The sequence below is a fragment of the Pseudomonas sp. JQ36 genome (assembly GCF_053851495.1).
In genome coordinates, this window is record NZ_CM132642.1 from 5,308,993 (window position 1) to 5,327,505 (window position 18,513).

20 protein-coding genes are annotated in these 18,513 nt (G+C 64.1%); all 20 read right to left on the reverse strand.

Going from position 1 to position 18,513, the window contains the following annotated elements:
* Positions 1–7: 7 nt before the first annotated feature.
* Positions 8–1,234: a beta-ketoacyl-ACP synthase gene (locus ACS4NR_RS23990; RefSeq protein ID WP_443531775.1), complete on the reverse strand. Its 1,227-nt coding sequence runs from the start codon at positions 1,232–1,234 to the stop codon at positions 8–10.
* Positions 1,234–1,962 carry a 3-oxoacyl-ACP reductase FabG gene (fabG, locus tag ACS4NR_RS23995; RefSeq protein ID WP_456018498.1) on the reverse strand — a complete coding sequence of 243 codons (729 nt, stop codon included), beginning with the start codon at positions 1,960–1,962 and terminating at the stop codon, positions 1,234–1,236. The genes ACS4NR_RS23990 and fabG overlap by 1 nt, the downstream gene beginning before the upstream one ends.
* Positions 1,955–2,419: a hotdog family protein gene (locus tag ACS4NR_RS24000; protein WP_456018499.1), complete on the reverse strand. Its 465-nt coding sequence runs from the start codon at positions 2,417–2,419 to the stop codon at positions 1,955–1,957. The genes fabG and ACS4NR_RS24000 overlap by 8 nt, the downstream gene beginning before the upstream one ends.
* Positions 2,416–3,612 (reverse strand): beta-ketoacyl-[acyl-carrier-protein] synthase family protein, encoded by a 1,197-nt coding sequence (locus ACS4NR_RS24005; protein ID WP_456018500.1) that lies wholly within the window; start codon positions 3,610–3,612, stop codon positions 2,416–2,418. The genes ACS4NR_RS24000 and ACS4NR_RS24005 overlap by 4 nt, the downstream gene beginning before the upstream one ends.
* On the reverse strand, positions 3,609–4,199 hold the full coding sequence (locus ACS4NR_RS24010) for a hypothetical protein (RefSeq protein ID WP_456018501.1): 591 nt from the start codon (positions 4,197–4,199) through the stop codon (positions 3,609–3,611). Before ACS4NR_RS24010 ends, ACS4NR_RS24005 begins: the two co-directional genes overlap by 4 nt.
* Positions 4,199–4,924: a class I SAM-dependent methyltransferase gene (locus ACS4NR_RS24015; RefSeq protein ID WP_166495965.1), complete on the reverse strand. Its 726-nt coding sequence runs from the start codon at positions 4,922–4,924 to the stop codon at positions 4,199–4,201. The genes ACS4NR_RS24010 and ACS4NR_RS24015 overlap by 1 nt, the downstream gene beginning before the upstream one ends.
* Positions 4,921–6,168: an NAD(P)/FAD-dependent oxidoreductase gene (locus tag ACS4NR_RS24020; RefSeq protein WP_456018502.1), complete on the reverse strand. Its 1,248-nt coding sequence runs from the start codon at positions 6,166–6,168 to the stop codon at positions 4,921–4,923. The genes ACS4NR_RS24015 and ACS4NR_RS24020 overlap by 4 nt, the downstream gene beginning before the upstream one ends.
* The gene (locus ACS4NR_RS24025) at positions 6,155–7,318 is read right to left on the reverse strand and encodes a sodium:proton antiporter (protein ID WP_456018503.1); all 1,164 of its coding nucleotides are present in this window, start codon (positions 7,316–7,318) and stop codon (positions 6,155–6,157) included. The genes ACS4NR_RS24020 and ACS4NR_RS24025 overlap by 14 nt, the downstream gene beginning before the upstream one ends.
* The gene (locus ACS4NR_RS24030; RefSeq protein WP_456018504.1) at positions 7,315–9,654 is read right to left on the reverse strand and encodes an MMPL family transporter; all 2,340 of its coding nucleotides are present in this window, start codon (positions 9,652–9,654) and stop codon (positions 7,315–7,317) included. Before ACS4NR_RS24030 ends, ACS4NR_RS24025 begins: the two co-directional genes overlap by 4 nt.
* A complete protein-coding gene (locus tag ACS4NR_RS24035; RefSeq protein WP_456018505.1) occupies positions 9,638–10,240 on the reverse strand; it encodes an outer membrane lipoprotein carrier protein LolA in 603 nt (200 codons plus the stop codon). Before ACS4NR_RS24035 ends, ACS4NR_RS24030 begins: the two co-directional genes overlap by 17 nt.
* Positions 10,237–10,662, reverse strand: a complete 426-nt coding sequence (locus ACS4NR_RS24040) for an acyl-CoA thioesterase (RefSeq protein WP_027611337.1) — start codon at positions 10,660–10,662, stop codon at positions 10,237–10,239. The genes ACS4NR_RS24035 and ACS4NR_RS24040 overlap by 4 nt, the downstream gene beginning before the upstream one ends.
* On the reverse strand, positions 10,655–12,199 hold the full coding sequence (locus ACS4NR_RS24045; protein ID WP_135294798.1) for an HAL/PAL/TAL family ammonia-lyase: 1,545 nt from the start codon (positions 12,197–12,199) through the stop codon (positions 10,655–10,657). Before ACS4NR_RS24045 ends, ACS4NR_RS24040 begins: the two co-directional genes overlap by 8 nt.
* On the reverse strand, positions 12,180–13,127 hold the full coding sequence (locus ACS4NR_RS24050; RefSeq protein ID WP_166495971.1) for an LpxL/LpxP family acyltransferase: 948 nt from the start codon (positions 13,125–13,127) through the stop codon (positions 12,180–12,182). The genes ACS4NR_RS24045 and ACS4NR_RS24050 overlap by 20 nt, the downstream gene beginning before the upstream one ends.
* Positions 13,124–13,858: a glycosyltransferase family 2 protein gene (locus ACS4NR_RS24055; RefSeq protein ID WP_456018506.1), complete on the reverse strand. Its 735-nt coding sequence runs from the start codon at positions 13,856–13,858 to the stop codon at positions 13,124–13,126. Before ACS4NR_RS24055 ends, ACS4NR_RS24050 begins: the two co-directional genes overlap by 4 nt.
* Before the next feature lie 128 nt (positions 13,859–13,986).
* Positions 13,987–15,666: an AMP-binding protein gene (locus ACS4NR_RS24060; protein WP_456018507.1), complete on the reverse strand. Its 1,680-nt coding sequence runs from the start codon at positions 15,664–15,666 to the stop codon at positions 13,987–13,989.
* A complete protein-coding gene (locus tag ACS4NR_RS24065; protein WP_095138046.1) occupies positions 15,663–16,208 on the reverse strand; it encodes a COG4648 family protein in 546 nt (181 codons plus the stop codon). Before ACS4NR_RS24065 ends, ACS4NR_RS24060 begins: the two co-directional genes overlap by 4 nt.
* Positions 16,205–16,459, reverse strand: coding sequence for an acyl carrier protein (locus ACS4NR_RS24070; RefSeq protein ID WP_003220947.1), 255 nt, complete (start codon positions 16,457–16,459; stop codon positions 16,205–16,207). Before ACS4NR_RS24070 ends, ACS4NR_RS24065 begins: the two co-directional genes overlap by 4 nt.
* Before the next feature lie 9 nt (positions 16,460–16,468).
* Complete coding sequence (locus ACS4NR_RS24075) at positions 16,469–16,729, reverse strand: phosphopantetheine-binding protein (RefSeq protein ID WP_095138047.1); 261 nt, start codon at positions 16,727–16,729, stop codon at positions 16,469–16,471.
* A complete protein-coding gene (locus tag ACS4NR_RS24080; protein WP_456018509.1) occupies positions 16,710–17,519 on the reverse strand; it encodes a lysophospholipid acyltransferase family protein in 810 nt (269 codons plus the stop codon). The genes ACS4NR_RS24075 and ACS4NR_RS24080 overlap by 20 nt, the downstream gene beginning before the upstream one ends.
* Entirely contained in the window at positions 17,495–18,214 is a 720-nt protein-coding gene (locus ACS4NR_RS24085) for a beta-ketoacyl synthase chain length factor (protein WP_166495974.1), read from the reverse strand. The genes ACS4NR_RS24080 and ACS4NR_RS24085 overlap by 25 nt, the downstream gene beginning before the upstream one ends.
* Between the last annotated feature and the right edge of the window lie 299 nt (positions 18,215–18,513).

The window sequence follows — 18,513 nt, forward strand, 5'->3', positions numbered from 1 at the left end:
GTTGCGGTCAGTGCCAGCGGCGGAAAATCAACGAGGTGTTGACGCCACCAAAAGCGAAATTGTTGTTCATCACGTATTCGTGATGCATCTGGCGGAATTCGCCGCGCAGGTAATCGAGCTTGCCGCAGTGCGGATCGACCTCGTCGAGGTTGAGCGTGTGCACGTACAGGTCGCGATTGAGCATTTCGATGCTGAACCACGACTCCAGCGCGCCGCAGGCCCCCAGCGTGTGGCCGAGGAAACTCTTCTGCGAGCTGATCGGCATGTGTTCGCCGAAAAGGCTGCTGGTCGCCAGTGTTTCGGCAATGTCGCCCTGTTCTGTAGCGGTACCGTGACCATTGACGTAACCGATGGCGTCCGGCGTCAGCCCGGCGTCTTCCAGCGCCAGTTCCATTGCACGGCGCATGGTGACCTGCTCGGGGCGGGTAGTGTGCTGGCCGTCGGCGTTGCTGCCGAAACCGACGATCTCGGCGTGGATCCGCGCACCGCGAGCCAGCGCATGCTCCAGCTCTTCGAGCACCAGCATGCCGCCGCCTTCGCCGATCACCAGACCGTCGCGGCCCTTGTCGTACGGGCGTGGGCTGGTCTGCGGTGCATCGTTTTTCAGGCTGGTGGCGTAGAGCGCGTCGAAGACCATGGCTTCGGTCGGGCACAGCTCTTCGGCACCGCCGGCGAGCATCAGCGGCAGCCGTCCGAACTTGATCGCTTCATACGCGTAGCCGATACCCTGACTGCCGCTGGTGCAGGCGCTGGACGTCGGGATCAGCCGCCCGGTGAGGCCGAAGAAGATGCTGATGTTGGCCGCGGTGGTGTGCGGCATCATCCGCACGTAGGAGTTGGCGTTGAGGCCCTCGGCCACCGAATTGAGCAGCATATTGCCGAACGCCTTGATCTCGTCGGTGCTGCCGGTGGATGAGCCGCAGGCCACACCCATGCGTCCGTCCTTGATCGATTCGTCACCGAGCAGGCCGGCGTCGGCCAGTGCCTGTTCCGCCGCGCCCACCGCCAGCCGTGACACCCGGCCCATGCTGCGCAGTTGTTTGCGGGTCCAGTGCGCCGGCACGACAAAATCATCGATCGGCCCGGCCAGACGGGTGTTGAGTTCGCTGAAGCGGTCCCACTCGTCCATCCGGCGGATGCCGCTGCGGTTGGCCGCGAAGTTGCCGGCGATGGTCTGCCAGTCGCTGCCCAGCGAGGTGATGCCGGCCATGCCGGTGACGACGACGCGCTTCATCAGCACAAGCCTCCGTTGACCGCCAGAACCTGGCGGGTGATGTACGAGGCTTCCGCCGACATCAGGAAATTCACCGCAGCGGCGACCTCTTCCGGGGTGCCCATGCGTTGTGCGGGGATCATTTTCATCAGCTCTTCCACCGGCACGTTTTCGTCGAGCATCGCCGTGTCGATCAGGCCCGGCGCGACGCAGTTAACCGTGATTTTGCGCTTGCCCAGTTCAATCGCCAACGCTTTCGCCGCACCGATCACCCCGGCCTTGGAGGCGCTGTAGTTGACCTGGCCACGGTTGCCGATCAAACCCGACACCGAGGTGATGCAGACGATCCGACCGGAGGCGCGACGACGGATCATCGGCATCATCACCGGGTGCAGGACGTTGTAGAAACCGTCGAGATTGGTGCGCAACACCACGTCCCAATCGTCATCGCTCAGCGCCGGAAAAGCGCCATCGCGGGTCAGGCCGGCGTTGAGTACCACGCCGTAATAGGCGCCGTGGGTTTCGACGTCGGCTTCGAGAATGGTTTTGCAGGCTTCGCGGTCGGCGACGTCGAATTGCAGGATGCGCGCGCTGCGGCCCAACGCTTCGACTTCGGCTTTCACGGCCTGGGCTTCAGCCACGCCGCTGCGGCAGTGCAGGACGATGTCATGCCCGGCCTGCGCCAGACGCAAGGCAATGGCGCGGCCGATGCCACGGCTGGAGCCGGTGACCAGTACGGATTCAGTCATCGTTCGACTCTCTGTTTTGTTCAAGGTATTGGCTGGGCTGCGGCGGGCGGAACACGTTCAAGCGTGCGCTGGCTTGTATGTCAGGCCCGTGGATGTGGCATTCGAAAACACCCATGCCGTTGTCGTCTTCCAGCGAACGGATGCCGTGGATGGTCAGTTCGCTGCCAGCCGGGAAGGCCTCTACGTTGCACTCGAATTTGCGCGTGCCGAGCAGGAACCCCAACTCCACCGGGTTGCCCTTCCGCCGTGCATGGCAACCGGCAAACGCGGCGACGCTTTGCGCCATCAGCTCAACGCCAACCCACGCTGGCAGGCTGCCGTCGGGCAGGCTGAACAAACCGTCGGGCTTGACCGTGAGGCGGGTGTGGATCTGCTCTTCGTCGAAACTGAGGATGCGGTCGAGCAGAATCATGTCGCCAGCGTGGGGCAGCAGTTCGGCGAGCGGCCAGTCGTTCATGGGGCGTCTCCGATAATCAGGCTGACGTTGTTGCCGCCGAAAGCAAACGAGTTGCTCATCAGGTAGCGGGGTGCAATGGACGCCAGGCGTTCGCTCGCGGTCACCCACTTCAGCGCCGGCAAGTCGGGGTCGGGCCGGGCGTCCCAGACGTGTGGCGGCAAGGCGTGCTGCGGGTTGTCGGCGCTCAGGCTCAGCCAGCAGAACGCCGCTTCGAGGGCGCCGGCAGCGCCGAGGGTGTGGCCGGTCATCGGCTTGGTCGACGAGCAGGCCACGCCTTCAGGAAACAGCGTGGCAACCGCCAGACTTTCCATCGCATCGTTGTGCTGGGTCGCCGTGCCGTGCAGGTTCAGGTAGTTGATTTGACCGGCTTGCAGCTGCGCGCGGTGCAAGGCTTTCTGCATCGCTTGCAGGGCGCCGCGGCCGCTCGGTTCTGGCGCGGAAATGTGGTGCGCGTCGGAGCTGGCGCCGCTGCCGAGCAGGGCAATGGCCGGGCCGTCGCTGCGTTGCTTGCTCATCAGGAACAGCACCGCCGCTTCGCCGATGTTGATGCCGTTGCGGTTGGCCGAGAACGGATTGCAGCGCTGGTCAGACACCGCTTCCAGTGAACTGAAACCGTTGAGCGTGAGTTTGCACAGGCTGTCGACCCCGCCGCACAGCACCGCGTCGCACAGGCCCAGATCGAGCAGGCGCTGCGCGCTCATCAACGCCCGCGCACTGGACGTGCAGGCGGTGGAAATCACGTAGGCCGGGCCGCTGAGTTGCAGCCAGTCGGCGAGAAAATTCGCCGGGGCGCCGAGTTCCTGTTGCCGATAGTCGTACTCGCCAGGGAACTGCTGCTCACGGAGATAATGCGCCAACCCGCGGCTGGCTTCGTCGATCCCCGAAGTACTGGTGCCGAGCACCACGCCGATGCGCTCGCGGCCATAGGTCTGGATCGCCCGGTCGATGTCCTCGCGAATCTGCAGCGCGGCTTCCAGCAGCAGTTGATTGTTGCGGCTGCTCTGGTCGGCCAGTTCGGCCGGAATCGCCGTCAGCTCACCATGCACCGCCGCCACCGGCAACTCACGCCCGGCCACCCAGCCGGACTCGCGGCGCATGCCCGAGCAGTCACCGGCAAACAGGTTGTGCGCGACCTGTTGCTTGTCGCGGCCCAGTGCGCAGATCACGCCGAGGGCATTGAGGTAGGCAGTCATGGCGTCGGTTCACCGAGAGGAGAAACCCGATAGTGCGGGCCTTGGGGCAGATTCAATTGGAAACTCAACGGTTGTGCATAACGGATCGTCCAGCGCGGCGCCAGCGTGCGTTGCTCGCCCTGCTGCTGCGCGGCGGGATAATTGCGCGCCAGCTCGCCGGACGGGGTCAGGGCGAACAGCAACGCGGCGAACAGCTCCCGGGCTTCCGGGTTGGGCGGCAGCAGCCCGTCGGCCTGCCAGCGACCGTCGATCAGTTGCTGACGCGCCTGGGGGATGCCCAGCGGATCCATCATCGACCAGCGGATGCCGGGGCCTTCGCGCTGGATCACCAACAGCCAGTCCTGACGCTGATCGGCTTGTTGGCGTTCGATGTGCAGTTGCATCGGCAGCGGCAATGTCGGGTTGCCCGCTGGCAACGGCGCCTGGCTGGCGCAACCACTCAACAGGGCCGTTAGCAACAATACCAGCCACACCACAACCCCTGTGGGAGCGGGCTTGCTCGCGAAGGCGTCGGCACATCCGACATCAATGCAAGCTGACCCAGCGCTTTCGCGAGCAAGCCCGCTCCCACAGGTTAAGTGTTGCATCAGCAAGCCCCTGCCAATGGTTTTCGCGCGACGACATTCACCAAGGTCTCCTCACGCTCGCCAAACGGCTTCGGCCGGCGCAATCCAAACCGTTCCAGCAAGCCGAAATCCTTCGAACGGCTCCACCACAGATACGGGTACGAGACATTGCGCTCGCCAAACTCGAAACCCTGCTGGCGAATCATCTCCAGGTACTGCGCCGCGCTCTTCTGCACATGCATCGGATGACGGAACAGCCAGCGGATCACCCAAGTATCAATGTAGGCCTCGGTGGACTCGGCGAACAGCAGATAACCGCCCGGCTTGAGCACGCGGTAGAACTCGGCGAGGGCTTTTTCCTGTTCGACCAGATGATGAAAGGTCTGGTGGCAGAACAGCAGGTCGACACTGGCATCGGCCACATTGAGCGTCGCGCAGTCGCTACCGATCAGCTCCACATCGAAACCCTGGCGCGCCGCTTCTTCGGCGCTCAATTGCAGGCTGTGCGGATCGGCATCGACGCCGATCAGACGCTGTGGGGCGAAGGTCTGGCGCAGGTGGCGGAACGATTTGCCCTGACCACAGCCGGCATCCAGCAGCACCGGATTGGCCGGCAGCGACTCGCTGAACAACCCGCGCAGGTCGTTGATCGCCACGCGCAACACATGGTGCTGCCAGGTGTGGCTGCGCAGGAACCAGAAACCGAAGCGGGTTTCCTCGACGTAGCTGTCGCTCAAGTAATTCATGGGGCGTCCTTTGCACAGAGTTCGGAAATCATCTTCAACCGGCGGCGCGCTTCGCTGACGAACGGGTTGCGTTCATCCCAGGCGTAGCCGGCGAGGATCGAGCAGATCATTCGGCGTATGTCGGCCTGACTGTCTTGATAAAAAATCACGTCCTGGAAGGTGCCGGCGTACCAGCCTTCGACGTAGCAGCGGAAGGTATCGACCCCACGTTTGAGCGGCTCGGCGAACTCGCGCTGCCAGTCGACAGTTTCGCCCTGCAACTGCCGGTGCAGGACCGCGGCGGCCATGCTCGCCGAACGCATGGCGATGGTCACGCCGGAAGAGAACACCGGGTCGAGAAATTCCGCGGCATTGCCGAGCAGGGCGAAGCCCGGGCCATGCAGGGTTTTCACATTGGCCGCATAACCACCGAGGGTGCGCGCCGGGGTGTCCCACACGGCGTTGTTCAACACACCGGAGAGGCTCGGGGTTTCGGCGATGAAACCACGCAGGCAGGCATCCAGATCGCTATCGCGACCTTTGAAGTGTTCGGCGGCAGCCACCACGCCCACCGAGCAGCGACCGTTGCTGAACGGGATCGTCCAGAACCAGATGTCGCGGTGCTCGGGGTGGGTGGTGACGAGGATCTTCTCGCGGTCGAAGGCCGGATTGTCGATGTGATCTTCAACGTGGGTGAACACCGCCTGGCGCACCGGGAAATTCGACGGCGCTTCCAGATCGAGCAAACGCGACAGCACGCGCCCGTAGCCGCTGGCGTCGAGCACGAAATCCGCTTCGACGCGGTACTCGCTGCCGTCTTCGCGCAGCACGTCGAGCTGCGGTTTGGCCCGGTCGAAATCGACGCGGACGATGGCGTCGCCGTAGCGGATTTCGGCACCCTGCAATTCGGCCTGATCGGCCAGCAGCTTGTCGAAATCGGCGCGCTGCACCTGGAACGTGGTGGGTTTACCTGCGGTGAAGGTGTCGCCGAAATCGAAGGCGCTGTAGCGCTCGCCCCAGGCGAATGCAGCACCGGTCTTGCGCTGGAAGCCGGCGGCGTTGACGGCATCGAGCATGCCGGCTTCTTCGACGAAGTCCAGGCAGTGACTCAGCAGGCTTTCACCAATGGAAAACCTCGGGAAGTGCTGGCGCTCGATCACCAGCACATCGTGGCCCTTGCGCTTGAGCAGGGCGGCGGCGATGGCGCCGGACGGGCCGGCACCGATGATCACTACCTGACGACGTTGCATTTCAACGGTTGGCACGTGAACTCCCGGGCACAGTGGCGGTGGTTTTCAGGGGCGCGCGGTGCAGGCCGATCAGGGCCGGCAGCAGCGTCGCGATCAGGCCCATCAGCATCAGCGCGAAGTACAGCGCCGGGCTGATCAGCTGTTGTTGCAGCAACAGATTGAGAAAGACGATTTCGCTCAAGCCGCGAATGTTCAGCAGCACGCTTTCACGCCAGCGGCTGGCGCCTTCGAACGATGCACCGGCCCAGCCCAGACCCAGCCAGTTGCCGAGCAGTTTACTGGCAATCGGCAACAGCAGCAGCGCCGCCCATTGCACTGCGCCGAGGCTGGCGAGGGCACTGTGCACGTCGATCTGGACGATGCCGAAGGTGAGGATCAGCGGGATCGCGATCCACGTCTGCAAACGGCTCATCCATCGCGCCGGCAATGGCAGCACCAACGGCACTTTCAGCAGGGCCATGCACAGCAGATAACCGATGCCGAAAATCAGCGCGTTGAGTTTGTAGTGCTCGGCCAACACCAGCAGCGCAAAGAAGCCGAGGCTGTAGGTCAGTGGTCGGCGCACGCGCAGCAGATGCAACAGCACTGGCACGCAGGCCAGGCCGAGTGGCAGCAACAGGCTGCTCAGATGCAGACTGCCCTGAGCGAGGCCGAACAGCGTCCAGCAGGTCAGGTCGATGAGGATGGCGGTCTGCACCAGACGCCGGGTGGCGGCGGGCGGATAGTCGATGTGGCGCAGGTACAGGTACAGCACCGGGATCGCGGTGATCGCGAATACCAGCCCAATGGCCAGCGAGTTCAGCCACGGTTGCGCCGGTAGCAGCCAGCAGGCGGCGGCCAGACCGCAGGCGAACGGCACGGCAAAACTCGGCACGGCGATTTTCACGCTCTGGCGGTCCAGCCGCAGGTCGATCACATCACTGAGAATGTGCCCGAGCAACAGCGCGAAACTCAGGCTGTAGAGGTCTTTCAGCCACCCCGGTGCAATCAGTTGAGCACCGCTGAGCTGCCAGCCCGGTTCGATCCAGAAATACATCAGCAGCGGCAACCCGAAGCTGGCCAGCAGCAACTGGCTGACGATCGGTATCAGGCCGAAATGCCGACCGATACGGGTCGCCACGGCGAACAGCGCCAGGGCCATCAGCCAGAAACCGACGACCATCATGCTGCCGGCTCTGCGACGGCGGCACGGTGGACGTGACGTCCGGCCCACGGCGCCAGAATGAAACTGAAGGCCAGCCCCAAGCTCACTGACAGGCCGAAATTGCTCACCGCCGGCGTGCTCGACACCGCCAGCAAACCGAACGACAGCCAGGTCGTCAGCGCCGCCAGCAAGGTGCCCAGCAAGCTGACCGCCGCACCGCCGACCTGCTCACGCATGAGGATCGCGTAATCGACGCTGATCGCCGTTACCAGCAGCAGGCCGAACAGGCTGAACAGGGTCAGCGGCTGACCGAGCCAACCGAGACTGGCCAGGCTGCACAGCGCCGCGAGTAACGGCAGAGCGACGATGCGCAAGGCGCCGCCGAAGCCGAACGGCACGATCAGCACCAGCACGATCAACACGCAGGAGGCGAGTTTCAGTTCGGCGGCGCTGATCTGGGTCGCGGCGAATACGTTGTTCAATTCGCCGAGACGATCCACCAGCGTCACCCCCGGCAAATCCAGGGCCTGCACCCGCAGCAGTGACGGATTGTTCAGGCCTTGCAGGCTGGTCATCGCCGCCACGCCGTCATCGGTCGGGCCGAGCCACAGCGTACGGTAAGGCTCGCCTAACGGCCCGGCCAATGCGGCGTCGATGTCTTCGGCAGGCAGGTTCTGCAGCTGCTGCAACTCGGTTTGCAACGACGCGAGCGGTACGCCGAGGTCGAGCAATGGCTGCCAGTATTGCGGCAGTTTGCTCAGCGCTTCACGAACCTGCTGTTGCTGGCTCGGCGGACTGAGCAGTTGGTCGAGGGCCAGATAGCCTTGCAGTTTGTCGAGGTTGACCAGTTGCTGCAGACGCTCGCTCAGTGCGGCCTGACGCTCCAGCAGTTGCTGCTGATTGGCGGCGCGCACGAGGAAGAACTGGCTGGTCGGCTGATAGCCGGTGATGCGCGCGATGGTCTGCGCTTCATCGGTCAGGCGTTGTGGCGCACCGACCCACTGGCGGATGTCGTTCTTGCTTTGCAGCTGCACCAGACCGCCGGCGCAGAAGGCGATCAACAGCGCCAGCAGCACCGGGGTGCGCACGTGTTCGAGCAGGGTTTCGCGCAGCTGCACCAGACGCTCGGCCAGATGCAGCGGCCATTGCGCCGGTTGCAGTTCAACGTTTTTCAGCAGGGCTGGCAGCAGGCACACCGCCGACAAATAAGCGCCGAGCAAGCCAGCGGCGGAGAACACCGCGATTTGCGTCAGCGCCGGGAAGGGCGTCCAGGCCAGCGCAAGATAACCGATGGCGCTGGTGATCAGGCTCAGCGTCAGCCCGGACAAGGTCAGGCGCAGCGCCGGCCAGCTGCGCCACGGCTTGAGGCTCCAGCTTTTCGACAGATAGTGCAGCGGGTAATCCACCGCCACGCCGATCAGGCTGGAACCGAGCACCAGGGTCATCACGTGCATGTGGCCGAACAGCGCCACGCAGGCCACCGCGCCGAACAGCATGCCCACCAGCACCGGCACGAACGCCAGCAGTACCCGCCAGCGACGAAACGCCAGCAGCAGCAACAGCAGAATGCCGACCGTCGCGCCGCCGCCAACCCAGGTCATTTCGCGGGTGGCTTGCTGCTGACCGTTGGCGGCGTAGAGCAGACCGCTGGCGGCCAACAGTTGCACGTCGGATTTCGCCGCCTGCTCGCGACTGTGCTGCAGCAGATCAGCGACTTGCAGCGGCAGGTTCATGTCGAAGGCATTGCCGGTGGTGCGCGCGCGCAGCAGCACCCAGCTCTTGCCGTCGGCATCGGCGACCAGTGCGCCGCTGCCGATGTCCAGTTGCACCGCGCCGTGTTTCGGCTGGCTGTTCTGAATGCGTCCGGTCAGGCCCAGCCAGTCGTCCTGGCTCGGCACCAGTGTGAACCCGTTGAACGGGTCGAACAGCGCCTGCACCCGTTGCTGAATGAACGCATCGGGATGCTCGGTCAGCAGTTGCCGGTCATCTGCCGAGAGCATCGCCAGTCGACCTTGCAGCAGTTGCGTACGCAGCGCCGGCAGATCCGCCTGCAGGTTCCACTGGACCTTTTCGAACAGACCGCTGGCCTGCCATTGCTCGCCCAGAGTCTGCGCCATAGCCAGCGCTTGCTGGCGATCGGCGTGGCCGACCAATACCAGCATTTCCCGATTAAGCGGCTCCTGCATGCGTTGTTCGGCGCGCAGTTCGAGGGCGTCAGGATTGGTTCCGGGCACCAGCTCCATGAGGTTGGCCGACAGCGGCGCACCGTCGCGCCACTGCCACCCGGCCAGCGCGACGACCGCCAGCAGCAGGATCAGGAACAGCCACGGCAGCCTGCGTTCACTCGGCAAAGTCATGTTGCTCCGCTTCGCTCAATGGCTGGCTTGCAGTGCTGTCCTGCATGCGCAGCACGGTGCTGTCGCCCTGGGTTTCCAGCAGCTCGATGGTCTGTACCAGTGCACCGCCGTCGATATTGATCTGATTGAATACTTGCTTGAGCAGCACCGAGCGCGGGGTCAGGGTCAGTTTCCACTGCTGTGCATCGCCGCTCAGGGCCAGTTCGAAATCCCGCTGCAAACCGCTGCTGTCGCCTTGCAGCACAGCGAGGAACAAGCGGTTCTGTTCGGCGCCGGCGCTCTTGTTCGGCAGCAACTGCCAAGCGTTGCCGTCACGACGGGCGATGCCGTTGGCGGTGATGCGGTAATCCTGTTGCAGCGGGCTCTTGAGCAGCCAGAGCAGGCCGTGATTTTTCGCCAGCACGAAGCTGCCCTTGCTGATCAACGGCTGGGGCAGGGCGCGCAGATGTTTTTCCTGAATGAACTGGCCGTGGATCACTTCCGGTTTCGCCAGTTGCTCGCTGAGCTGTTGCAGGTCGAAGGCGTTGGCCAGCGTCGACACGGCGAGCAGCGCCATCGCGCCAAGGCATTTGCAGAACAGGTTCATCGCAGCATCCTTTCCACCGCATCGGTGAACACTTTCGGTGAGGCCAGTTGCATCTCGCGGCTGCTGATCTCGACCGCTACCTGCACCGAGCTGGCGCGGGTCAGGCGTTCGCCGGTCTGCAGGTCGGTGATCAGATAATTGATCTTCAAGCGGTTCTCCCACTCCACCAGACTGGCGCGCACGTTCAAGCGCTGGCCGAACACCGCGCCCCGCACATAACGCAGTTGCAGGTCGATGATCGGCCACGCGTAACCGGACTCGGACATCTGCGTGTAGTTGTGGCCGATCTGATCCAGCAGCGCGCAGCGCGCCACTTCCAGGTATTTGACGTAGTGCCCGTGCCAGACCACGTGCATGGTGTCGACGTCGAAAAACGGCACGAGGATTTCCGTGTCGGCGTGCAGCACTCCGGCGCTACGCATGCAGCCTCCAGTGTTGCTCGGCGATGCGTTGCAGACACAGGCGCAGTTCGCCTTCCAGTGCACGGTCTTCGATGACCGGCGGGAAGTCCTTGGCCAGCTCTTCGTGCATGGCGGCCAGCGAAGGTGGCAGCGCGCGTGCGTCTTCATCGCGACCGCGCAACCAGACGCCCTGATTGGCCGCGAGCAACGTGGCGGCGGCGACCTGTTCGGTCAGCTCCAGCACGCGGATCGCGTCACGGGCGGCGATGGTGCCCATGCTCACCTTGTCCTGGTTGTGGCACTCGGTGGAGCGTGAGAACACGCTGGCCGGCATGGTGTTTTTCAGCGCTTCGGCGGTCCAGGCACTGGTGCCGATCTGCACGGCCTTGAAGCCGTGGTTGATCATGGCGCGATCCGCCGGGGCGCCGGACAGGTTGCTCGGCAAGCCATGGTTGTAGCGCTCGTCGACCAGCAGCGCGAGCTGCCGGTCGAGCAGGTCGGCGACGTTGGCCACCAGATTTTTCAGGCTGTCCATGGCGAACGCGATGTGCCCGCCGTAGAAGTGCCCGCCGTGCAGCACGCGCTCGGCTTCGGCGTCGATGATCGGGTTGTCGTTGGCGCTGTTGAGTTCGGTTTCGATGAATGAGCGCAGCCAGTTCAGGCTGTCGGCCAGCACCCCGAGCACGTGCGGGGCGCAGCGCAGCGAGTAGCGATCCTGCAGGCGATGCAGCGGCGCGGTCGGCGCGTCGATCGCCAGATCCTTGCGCAGCCACGCGGCAACCTGCATCTGTCCCGGATGCGGCTTGGCGGCGAACAGACGCTCGTCGAAGTGCTCCGGGTTGCCTTGCAGCGCGACCACGTTGAGCGCGGTGATGCGCGTGGCCAGTTGCAGCAGATAGTCGGCGCGGGCGAACGCGAGGCAGGCGAGGCCGGTCATCACCGCCGTACCGTTCATCAAGGCCAGCGCTTCTTTCGGGCGCAGCACCAATGGCGTCCAGCCGAGTTCGCGATGCACGTCGGCAGCCTGGCGACGCTCGCCACGGAACAGCACTTCGCGCTCGCCGGACAGGGTCGCGGCAACGTAGGACAGCGGCGTCAGATCGCCGCTGGCGCCGACCGAACCTTCTTCCGGAATCAGCGGCAGGATGTCGTGTTCAAGGAAGGCGTGCAGGCGCTCCAGCAGTTCGATGCGCACCCCGGACACGCCGTGGCACAGCGACTGCAAACGCGCCGCCAGCACCGCGCGGGTGGCTTGGGCGTCGAGCAGCTTGCCGAGGCCGCAACCGTGGAAGGTGTAGAGATGACGCGGCAGTGCCTCGACGTGATGCAGCGGCACCGCGACCACGCAGGAATCGCCGTAACCGGTGGTCACGCCGTAGATCACGCCTTCCTTGTCCAGCAGCGAATCGAGGAACCGTGCGCCTTTGGCGATACGCTCGCGATAAGCGGCGTCGCTCTGCAACTGCACGGGCGCCTGACGGTTGGCCAGGGCCAGCACGTCTTCGATGCGCAAAGGGCGTTCGCCGAAGGTTACCGGCTCATGGGTTGGCGTCGTCATCGGTCTTCCAGAAAGGGTAAAAGTTGAACCATTGGTGCGGGGCTTCGAGGCAATAGTGACTCAGGCGCTGCGCATAGCGGGTGGCCCACTGATGAATGACCTGCTCGCGCTCGCGGCGCGTCCACGTCACGCTGTCGGCGAACGGTTCGAGGGTCAGGCGATAGTGGCCGTCCGGTTGTTTCAGGCACATCAGCAGATTGACCGGGCACTTGAGCAAGCCGGCCAGCAACCATGGGCCTTGCGGAAACGCTGCCGGGTGGCCGAGAAAATCCACGCTGACGCTGCGCCCGCCATGCAACGGTACGCGGTCGCCGGCAATCGCCAGCCATTCGCCGCGCTCCAGGCGTTCGTGCAGTTGCAGCATGATCACCGGGTCCAGTTCGCTGACCTGAATCAGGCGCAGATTGGTCGCCCCGGCCTCGCCCAGCAAACGGTTGAACTGCTCGGCGTGCTTGGTGTGCACCAGCACATTCATGGTGACCTTTTCGCCGATCTCGGCCAGCGCCCGGCATACCTCAAGGTTGCCCAGGTGCGCGCCGACCAGCAGTTGCCCGCGACTGCCGCGCAACTGATTGCGCAGCAGTGCCGGGTCGATGATTTCGATCTGCTCGATGCGCAGCTTGCCGTTCCACACGTCGAGCTTGTCGAGCAGCGAATCGGCGAACGCCATGAACTGGCGAAACACCCGCCAGTAACTCGGTCGCAATTCGGCACGCTGGCTCCAGTCGGCCAACCGTTGCTGGTATTGCCAGGCACTGTTGCGCGCGGTACGGCCGAACAGGAAGAAGTACAGGACGATGCCGTACAGCAGCGGACTGAGCAGACGCCGGCCAAGCACCTTGGCGGCGAACGCGGTGAATTTCATCAGCAGGAAGCTGCCGCGTTCTTCACGGTCGGCCCAGTGCTTCTTGTCGGTCTCGACGCTCATGTGCGCCACCGGCGCCAGAGGATGACCGGCAGGCGCAGCAGCATGCCGAAGAACAACCGGGTGTGCATGCTGGAAATCAGCGCGTTGTCGTGCAGCAGACGGAAGTGCGAGACGCCGTCCAGCGGGTAATGCACGCTGGTCTGCAGCCAGCGCATCGGCTGGTTGCGCCACGACAGGCGCACGAGGATGTCGGAGTCGAAATCCATACGCTTGCCTACCCGCGCCGAGTCGATCACCGCCAGCGTCGGAGCCAGCGGGTAGACGCGAAAGCCGCACATCGAATCGCGGATCTGCAGCGACAGTGTGTTGATCCAGACCATCACATGAGTCAGATAACGCGCGTACAAGCGGCCCTTGGGCACGCTCTCGTCGAACAGCGGATAACCGCAGATCATCGCGTCCGGGTGGGCGCGGGATTCCTCGACGAAACGCGCGACGTCGTGCAGGTCGTGCTGGCCGTCGGCGTCAACCTGCAGGGCATGGGTGAAGCCCAGGCGCGCCGCTTCGCGCAGGCCGGTCATCACCGCGCCGCCCTTGCCCTGATTGAGGGTCAGGCGCACCAGATGCACGTTGTCACGTTCGGCCAGCGCATCCAGCACGCGCGCGCAGGACAGGGTGCTGGCGTCGTCCACCAGAATGCATGGCAGGCCCCGGGCGAGCAGGGCATCGACCACGGTGCCGATCGCGGTTTCATGGTTGTAGACCGGAATCACGGCGCAGGGGTTATGCATGATTCACGCACCCATTGTGGCGAGGGAGCTTGCTCCCGCTCGAGTGCGCAGCACTCGCTCGCAGTTTTGCGTGGACCGAGTTTGGGGCCGCTTCGCAGCCCAGCGGGAGCAAGCTCCCTCGCCACAGGTTAAGCATTGGCAGGCTCCAGGATGATTCGCCCGCTGGAGCAGGTCGCGGTGTCGTTACGGTAGGCGAAATACAGTTTGCCGCGCTCGGGATCGAAACGCAGGTGCAGCTGGACTTCATCGCCCGGGCGTACCAGTTGCTGGAATTTCAGCACTTCCATGCCGGCAAATTTGCCAGACAGGTTCAGCAGTTGTCGGCCAAGGTTCAGCGCCCATTCGACTTGCACCACGCCGGGCAGCACCGGAGCCTTGGGGAAGTGACCGCTGAAGTAGGCCAGGTCCGGTGGAACACTCAATTGCAGGCTCCACTCGCCGTCGGTTTCGACCTGCTCCAGCACTTCCGGAGCTTTCGGCCGTGGCGCCAGCAGCAGCGCTTCGATGTCGGCCTGCGGCAGCTTGCCCTGGCTGTTCAGTGGCAGTTGCCGCACCAGACGCCAGCGCCGGGGCAAGGCCAGGGCTTCGCAATGCTGGCTCAGGTGCTTGCGCAGGGCTTCGGTCAGGCTGCGTCGGCCCTGTTCACGCAAGGCAAACAGGCCGGCGTCGCTGAGCACCAGCAAGGCGCCAAGCACCGCACGGTTTTCTTGAACCACGCCCAGCCGCGCTTCGGCGACCCATTCATGGGCGACCAGTGCCTGTTCGAGCATCGGCAGGGAGATGCGCTTCTCTTCGAGTTTGACGATCCGGTCCAGCCGCCCGAGCAGTTCGAAACGCCCGTCGGCGGCAATGCGCGCGGCGTCGGCGGTGTGTTCGACATGCCCGGTCGGCAGGTAGGGCGAGGCGATCAGCAAGGCGCCGTCGCTGTCCTGGCTTAGCTCAACCCCGGCGAAGGGCTGCCACAGACTGGCGCCCTGACGCCAGGCGATGCCGCCGGTTTCCGAGCTGCCGAGGATTTCGGTCGGCCACTGTTGCAGGCGTTGCTGCAGGCTCTGCGCCGCGTCTGCGGGTAAAGCGCCGCCGGAGGAAAACACCCGGCGCACGGCGCTCAGGGCCGGCCAGTCGAGGTTGTCGCCCATGCGCTTGAGCAACGCCGGGCTGCCGACCCAGGCGAAGGCCGGGTGTTCACGGCTGGCGCGCTGCAGATCTTCCGGAAACGCCAGTTGCTTGCGCACGAACGGGCGTCCGGCGCACAGCGGCCACAGCACCCGGAACAACAAACCGTAGATGTGCTGGGTGGCGACACTGCCGATGATCCAGGCTTCACCGAGATCTGCGCCCCACAGTTGCTCCAGCGCTTCGACCTCGTTGGCCAGTTGGCGCAGGGTCTTGTCGATACGCTTGGGCTCGCCGCTGGAGCCGGAGGTGCACAGGCTCAGGCGGCACTGGTCGAGATCCAGTTCAGCGCCGGGCAGGGCCGGCTGCAGCAGATCGTTCAAGTGAACATCCGCGCTGTGATCGGTCAGCCATAGATCGACTTCATTCGACCAGCGTTGGCGGGTCTGCGCTTGCAGGTCAGCGGGCAGCAATACACTGACACCCGCGCGCCAGGCCCCGAGCAGGGCGATGGCGAGGTCGGCAGCATCTTCCAGATGCACCGCCATACGCTGCACGCCGCGTGCCTGCAGACCGGCGGCAACGCTCAGCGCCTGTTCGCGCAGTTGCGTGTGGTCGAGGGCCGGGGCGGCGCTGATCGCGCGTTCCGGCAGGGCCTTGAGCAACAGTTGCTCAAGTTTTATCCAGTTCATTTACGGCCTCTTACCCGTTGTCGTATCAGCCATTCAATGGCAAACATCAGGCCGATCAATCCGTAGGAGATCAGGCCGGTGTACAACATCCACCAATGCAGCGGCGCCCACAGGGTCAGGAGCGCGGCGCACAAACCGTTGCAGAAGAAAAACACGCTCCAGGCCACCGTGACCTGACGGGTGTAGCGGATCGCCTCGGGCGGTAATTGCGGCTCGCGCAGTCGCGCCAGACGCTCGACCATCGGCGGCCCGTATTTCAGGCTCAGGCTGAACAGCACCAGCATGAAGCCGCTGATCAGCACCGGATACCAGCGCAGCAACAGCGGACTGTCGAACAGCGCCAGCAGCAGGCAGAACCCGATCGCCACGCAGGCCATCCAGCGGCTGCCGGGCTTGCGCTCGCCGGTCAGTGCGCGCGCCAGCCACAACCCGCCCAGTAGCAGTCCGAACTGCCACGGGGCGAAGTGCTCCATGCCGAAATACACCGCAAAGGGGTACAGCAGCCCCGCCAGCAGCAGGCCGAGGCCGATCAATCGGCTCATGCGGCCGGTTGAACCAGTCGGTAGACCGCCTCGACCACGTCACCGACGGTGCGCACCGATTTGAATTCTTCGGCGGCGATTTTCTTGCCGGTCTGGCGTTTGATGTGATCGATCAGGTCGACCGCGTCGATGCTGTCGATCTCCAGATCCTGATACAGGTTGGACTCCAGGCTGATCCGCGCCGGATCCAGTTCGAACAGCTCGACCAAGGCATCGCGCAGGGTGTTGAAAATGTCGTCACGAGTTTGCATGGTCCGGTCTCAAGCTGCCTGTTTTGCCGTGACGAACGCCGCAAGGCTCGCCACGTTGGTGAAGTGGTTACGGGTGTCTTTGGCGTCGGCGTCGATCTTGATGCCGTACTTTTTCTGGATCGCCAGACCCAGTTCCAGTGCGTCGACGGAGTCCAGGCCAAGGCCTTCGCCGAACAGCGTCTGGTCGTCGCCGATGTCGTCGGCGCTGATGTCTTCGAGGCCGAGGGCGTCGATGATCAACAGTTTTATGTCACGGTGCAGATCGCTCATCTTCGGCGAGCTCCTTGATGAAGTAGGTGTGCAAATAGTCGTTGAGCTTGCGCGAGGCTTGCGGGGCGGGGCCTTGCGTGGCGAAAGTCTGTGGATCTATATCGGCCCCGACGCGGAAACTGAAGTGCACGCGACGGCGGGGGATGCGATACCAGGGTTCGGCCTTGGTCAGGGTAGTCGGACTGACCTTGATAACCACTGGTGTAAGGATTTTCGCACCGCGCAGGGCAATCGCCGCGGCCCCCCGATGAAAGGCCGGTGCCTGCCCCGGCTGGGTGCGGGTGCCTTCGGGAAAGATGATCAGGGTCTGGCCGTTTTGCAGGGACTCGGCGGCGGCGTCGAGCATGTCCATGCTGCCGTCATTGCTGATGTATTCGGTGCGGCGCAGCGGGCCGCGAGTGAAGGGATTTTCCCACAGGCTTTTCTTCACCACGCAATTGGCCTGGCGCACCAGACCGATAAGGAACACCACGTCGATCAGCGACGGGTGGTTGGCGATGATCATCTGCCCCGGGCGGCCGAGGCGTTCCGCGCCTTGAATGTCGTAAGTCAGCACGCCGGTGCGGGCCATGAACCGCACAAAAAACCAGAACAGCCGACTGACGGTCTGCCGCGCGCGCTGCCGATGCTTGAGTGCGTCACCCGATAAGCAACCGAGCAGCGGAAATACCAGTATGCGCAGGCACAGCCCGCCGAGCCCGAACAGGGCGAAACTGGCGGCGGTGGCCAGCAGGCGCCAGTAATAGGCGTCGCGGTTCTTCTCGGTCACGGGTTGCGTTGCCAGGTCCATACACGATTTTTCCAGGCATGTTGGCAATGGGGTTGCTGGCCGAGCAGGGCGCGCAACAGATTCAGCGCGTGGGGCCAGTGCGCTTTGGACAGTGCTTGCGGGCCGCTGTTCAGGGTCAGCCGCCAGTCGGTACCGGGGGTGAGCAACAGACCCAGCGCATAAGGGAACGGCACGTCGTCGATCCACTGCGAATAGGCCTGTGGCGGCTGTTCTTCGGTGATGATCAGCAGCACCGCCGGCGCGCCCTCATCGAGCAGGGCGGCGGCTTCGAGGATGCCGTGTTCCAGGCCATCGCCTGCGGCCGCCAGTGCAGTCATTTCGCTGGTTTCGCCGCGCATGATCGACCACAGGCCGATGATCGCGTTGTGCACCGACAGGCTGAACTGGGTCGGCGACAACGGCTCGTCCTTGGCCAGGTCACTGAGGATCTCGAAGGTGCGCGGGGTTTCGCCGTGTCGTGAAACAAACACCAGCGGCAGGTTCTCCCGTCCGTCGGCCAGCGGCCAGCCGACACTGAACGCCATCCGCGCCAGACGGCTGAGGCGTCGACGCTGCATGGCTGGCAGAAACGACACATCGGGCGCGACATCGCTGCTCGGGAGTACGACCGGTTGTCGGCTCCAGGCCTGCCACGCGTCCACGCTGTCGAGCCCCGGGGCCCACGCGCGCCATTGGGCGATGTTGAAGTTGATCACGGATGCTCATCCCGCCCCTGCGGGCTTTTATGACGCTTTGAGTCGCCAAGGCCGCGGCTGACTTGACGTGGCGCTTGGCGCCGGGTGGCGCGCATTATCCCGGTGCGACGAGTGTGTAGCAAATGTTGGTTACGTTTTGCGCAACGAAATGTACCGAGTGGTTCGTGGAAAAAATGTCACTTGGCCATTATCCGGATCGTGCGGGATTTGTCTGTCGGGCATATCAGCGCAATCGCGAGGTTTTTGCCCGCTGTGCCCGCTGATTTTTGCGCCTGACTCTGTAGTCCGCGTCGTTGAGG

Bases quoted from the DNA above. Each gene is read 5' to 3' on its own strand.
- ACS4NR_RS24080 (WP_456018509.1), bottom strand. From the start codon at position 17,519: ATGGACCTGGCAACGCAACCCGTGACCGAGAAGAACCGCGACGCCTAT.
- ACS4NR_RS24060 (WP_456018507.1), bottom strand. From the start codon at position 15,666: ATGAACTGGATAAAACTTGAGCAACTGTTGCTCAAGGCCCTGCCGGAA.
- ACS4NR_RS24070 (WP_003220947.1), bottom strand. From the start codon at position 16,459: ATGCAAACTCGTGACGACATTTTCAACACCCTGCGCGATGCCTTGGTC.
- ACS4NR_RS24000 (WP_456018499.1), bottom strand. From the start codon at position 2,419: ATGAACGACTGGCCGCTCGCCGAACTGCTGCCCCACGCTGGCGACATG.
- ACS4NR_RS24015 (WP_166495965.1), bottom strand. From the start codon at position 4,924: ATGAATTACTTGAGCGACAGCTACGTCGAGGAAACCCGCTTCGGTTTC.
- ACS4NR_RS24055 (WP_456018506.1), bottom strand. From the start codon at position 13,858: ATGCATAACCCCTGCGCCGTGATTCCGGTCTACAACCATGAAACCGCG.
- ACS4NR_RS24030 (WP_456018504.1), bottom strand. From the start codon at position 9,654: ATGACTTTGCCGAGTGAACGCAGGCTGCCGTGGCTGTTCCTGATCCTG.
- ACS4NR_RS24065 (WP_095138046.1), bottom strand. From the start codon at position 16,208: ATGAGCCGATTGATCGGCCTCGGCCTGCTGCTGGCGGGGCTGCTGTAC.
- ACS4NR_RS24035 (WP_456018505.1), bottom strand. From the start codon at position 10,240: ATGAACCTGTTCTGCAAATGCCTTGGCGCGATGGCGCTGCTCGCCGTG.
- ACS4NR_RS23990 (WP_443531775.1), bottom strand. From the start codon at position 1,234: ATGAAGCGCGTCGTCGTCACCGGCATGGCCGGCATCACCTCGCTGGGC.
- ACS4NR_RS24075 (WP_095138047.1), bottom strand. From the start codon at position 16,729: ATGAGCGATCTGCACCGTGACATAAAACTGTTGATCATCGACGCCCTC.
- fabG (WP_456018498.1), bottom strand. From the start codon at position 1,962: ATGACTGAATCCGTACTGGTCACCGGCTCCAGCCGTGGCATCGGCCGC.
- ACS4NR_RS24010 (WP_456018501.1), bottom strand. From the start codon at position 4,199: ATGCAACACTTAACCTGTGGGAGCGGGCTTGCTCGCGAAAGCGCTGGG.
- ACS4NR_RS24045 (WP_135294798.1), bottom strand. From the start codon at position 12,199: ATGACGACGCCAACCCATGAGCCGGTAACCTTCGGCGAACGCCCTTTG.
- ACS4NR_RS24050 (WP_166495971.1), bottom strand. From the start codon at position 13,127: ATGAGCGTCGAGACCGACAAGAAGCACTGGGCCGACCGTGAAGAACGC.
- ACS4NR_RS24040 (WP_027611337.1), bottom strand. From the start codon at position 10,662: ATGCGTAGCGCCGGAGTGCTGCACGCCGACACGGAAATCCTCGTGCCG.
- ACS4NR_RS24025 (WP_456018503.1), bottom strand. From the start codon at position 7,318: ATGATGGTCGTCGGTTTCTGGCTGATGGCCCTGGCGCTGTTCGCCGTG.
- ACS4NR_RS24005 (WP_456018500.1), bottom strand. From the start codon at position 3,612: ATGACTGCCTACCTCAATGCCCTCGGCGTGATCTGCGCACTGGGCCGC.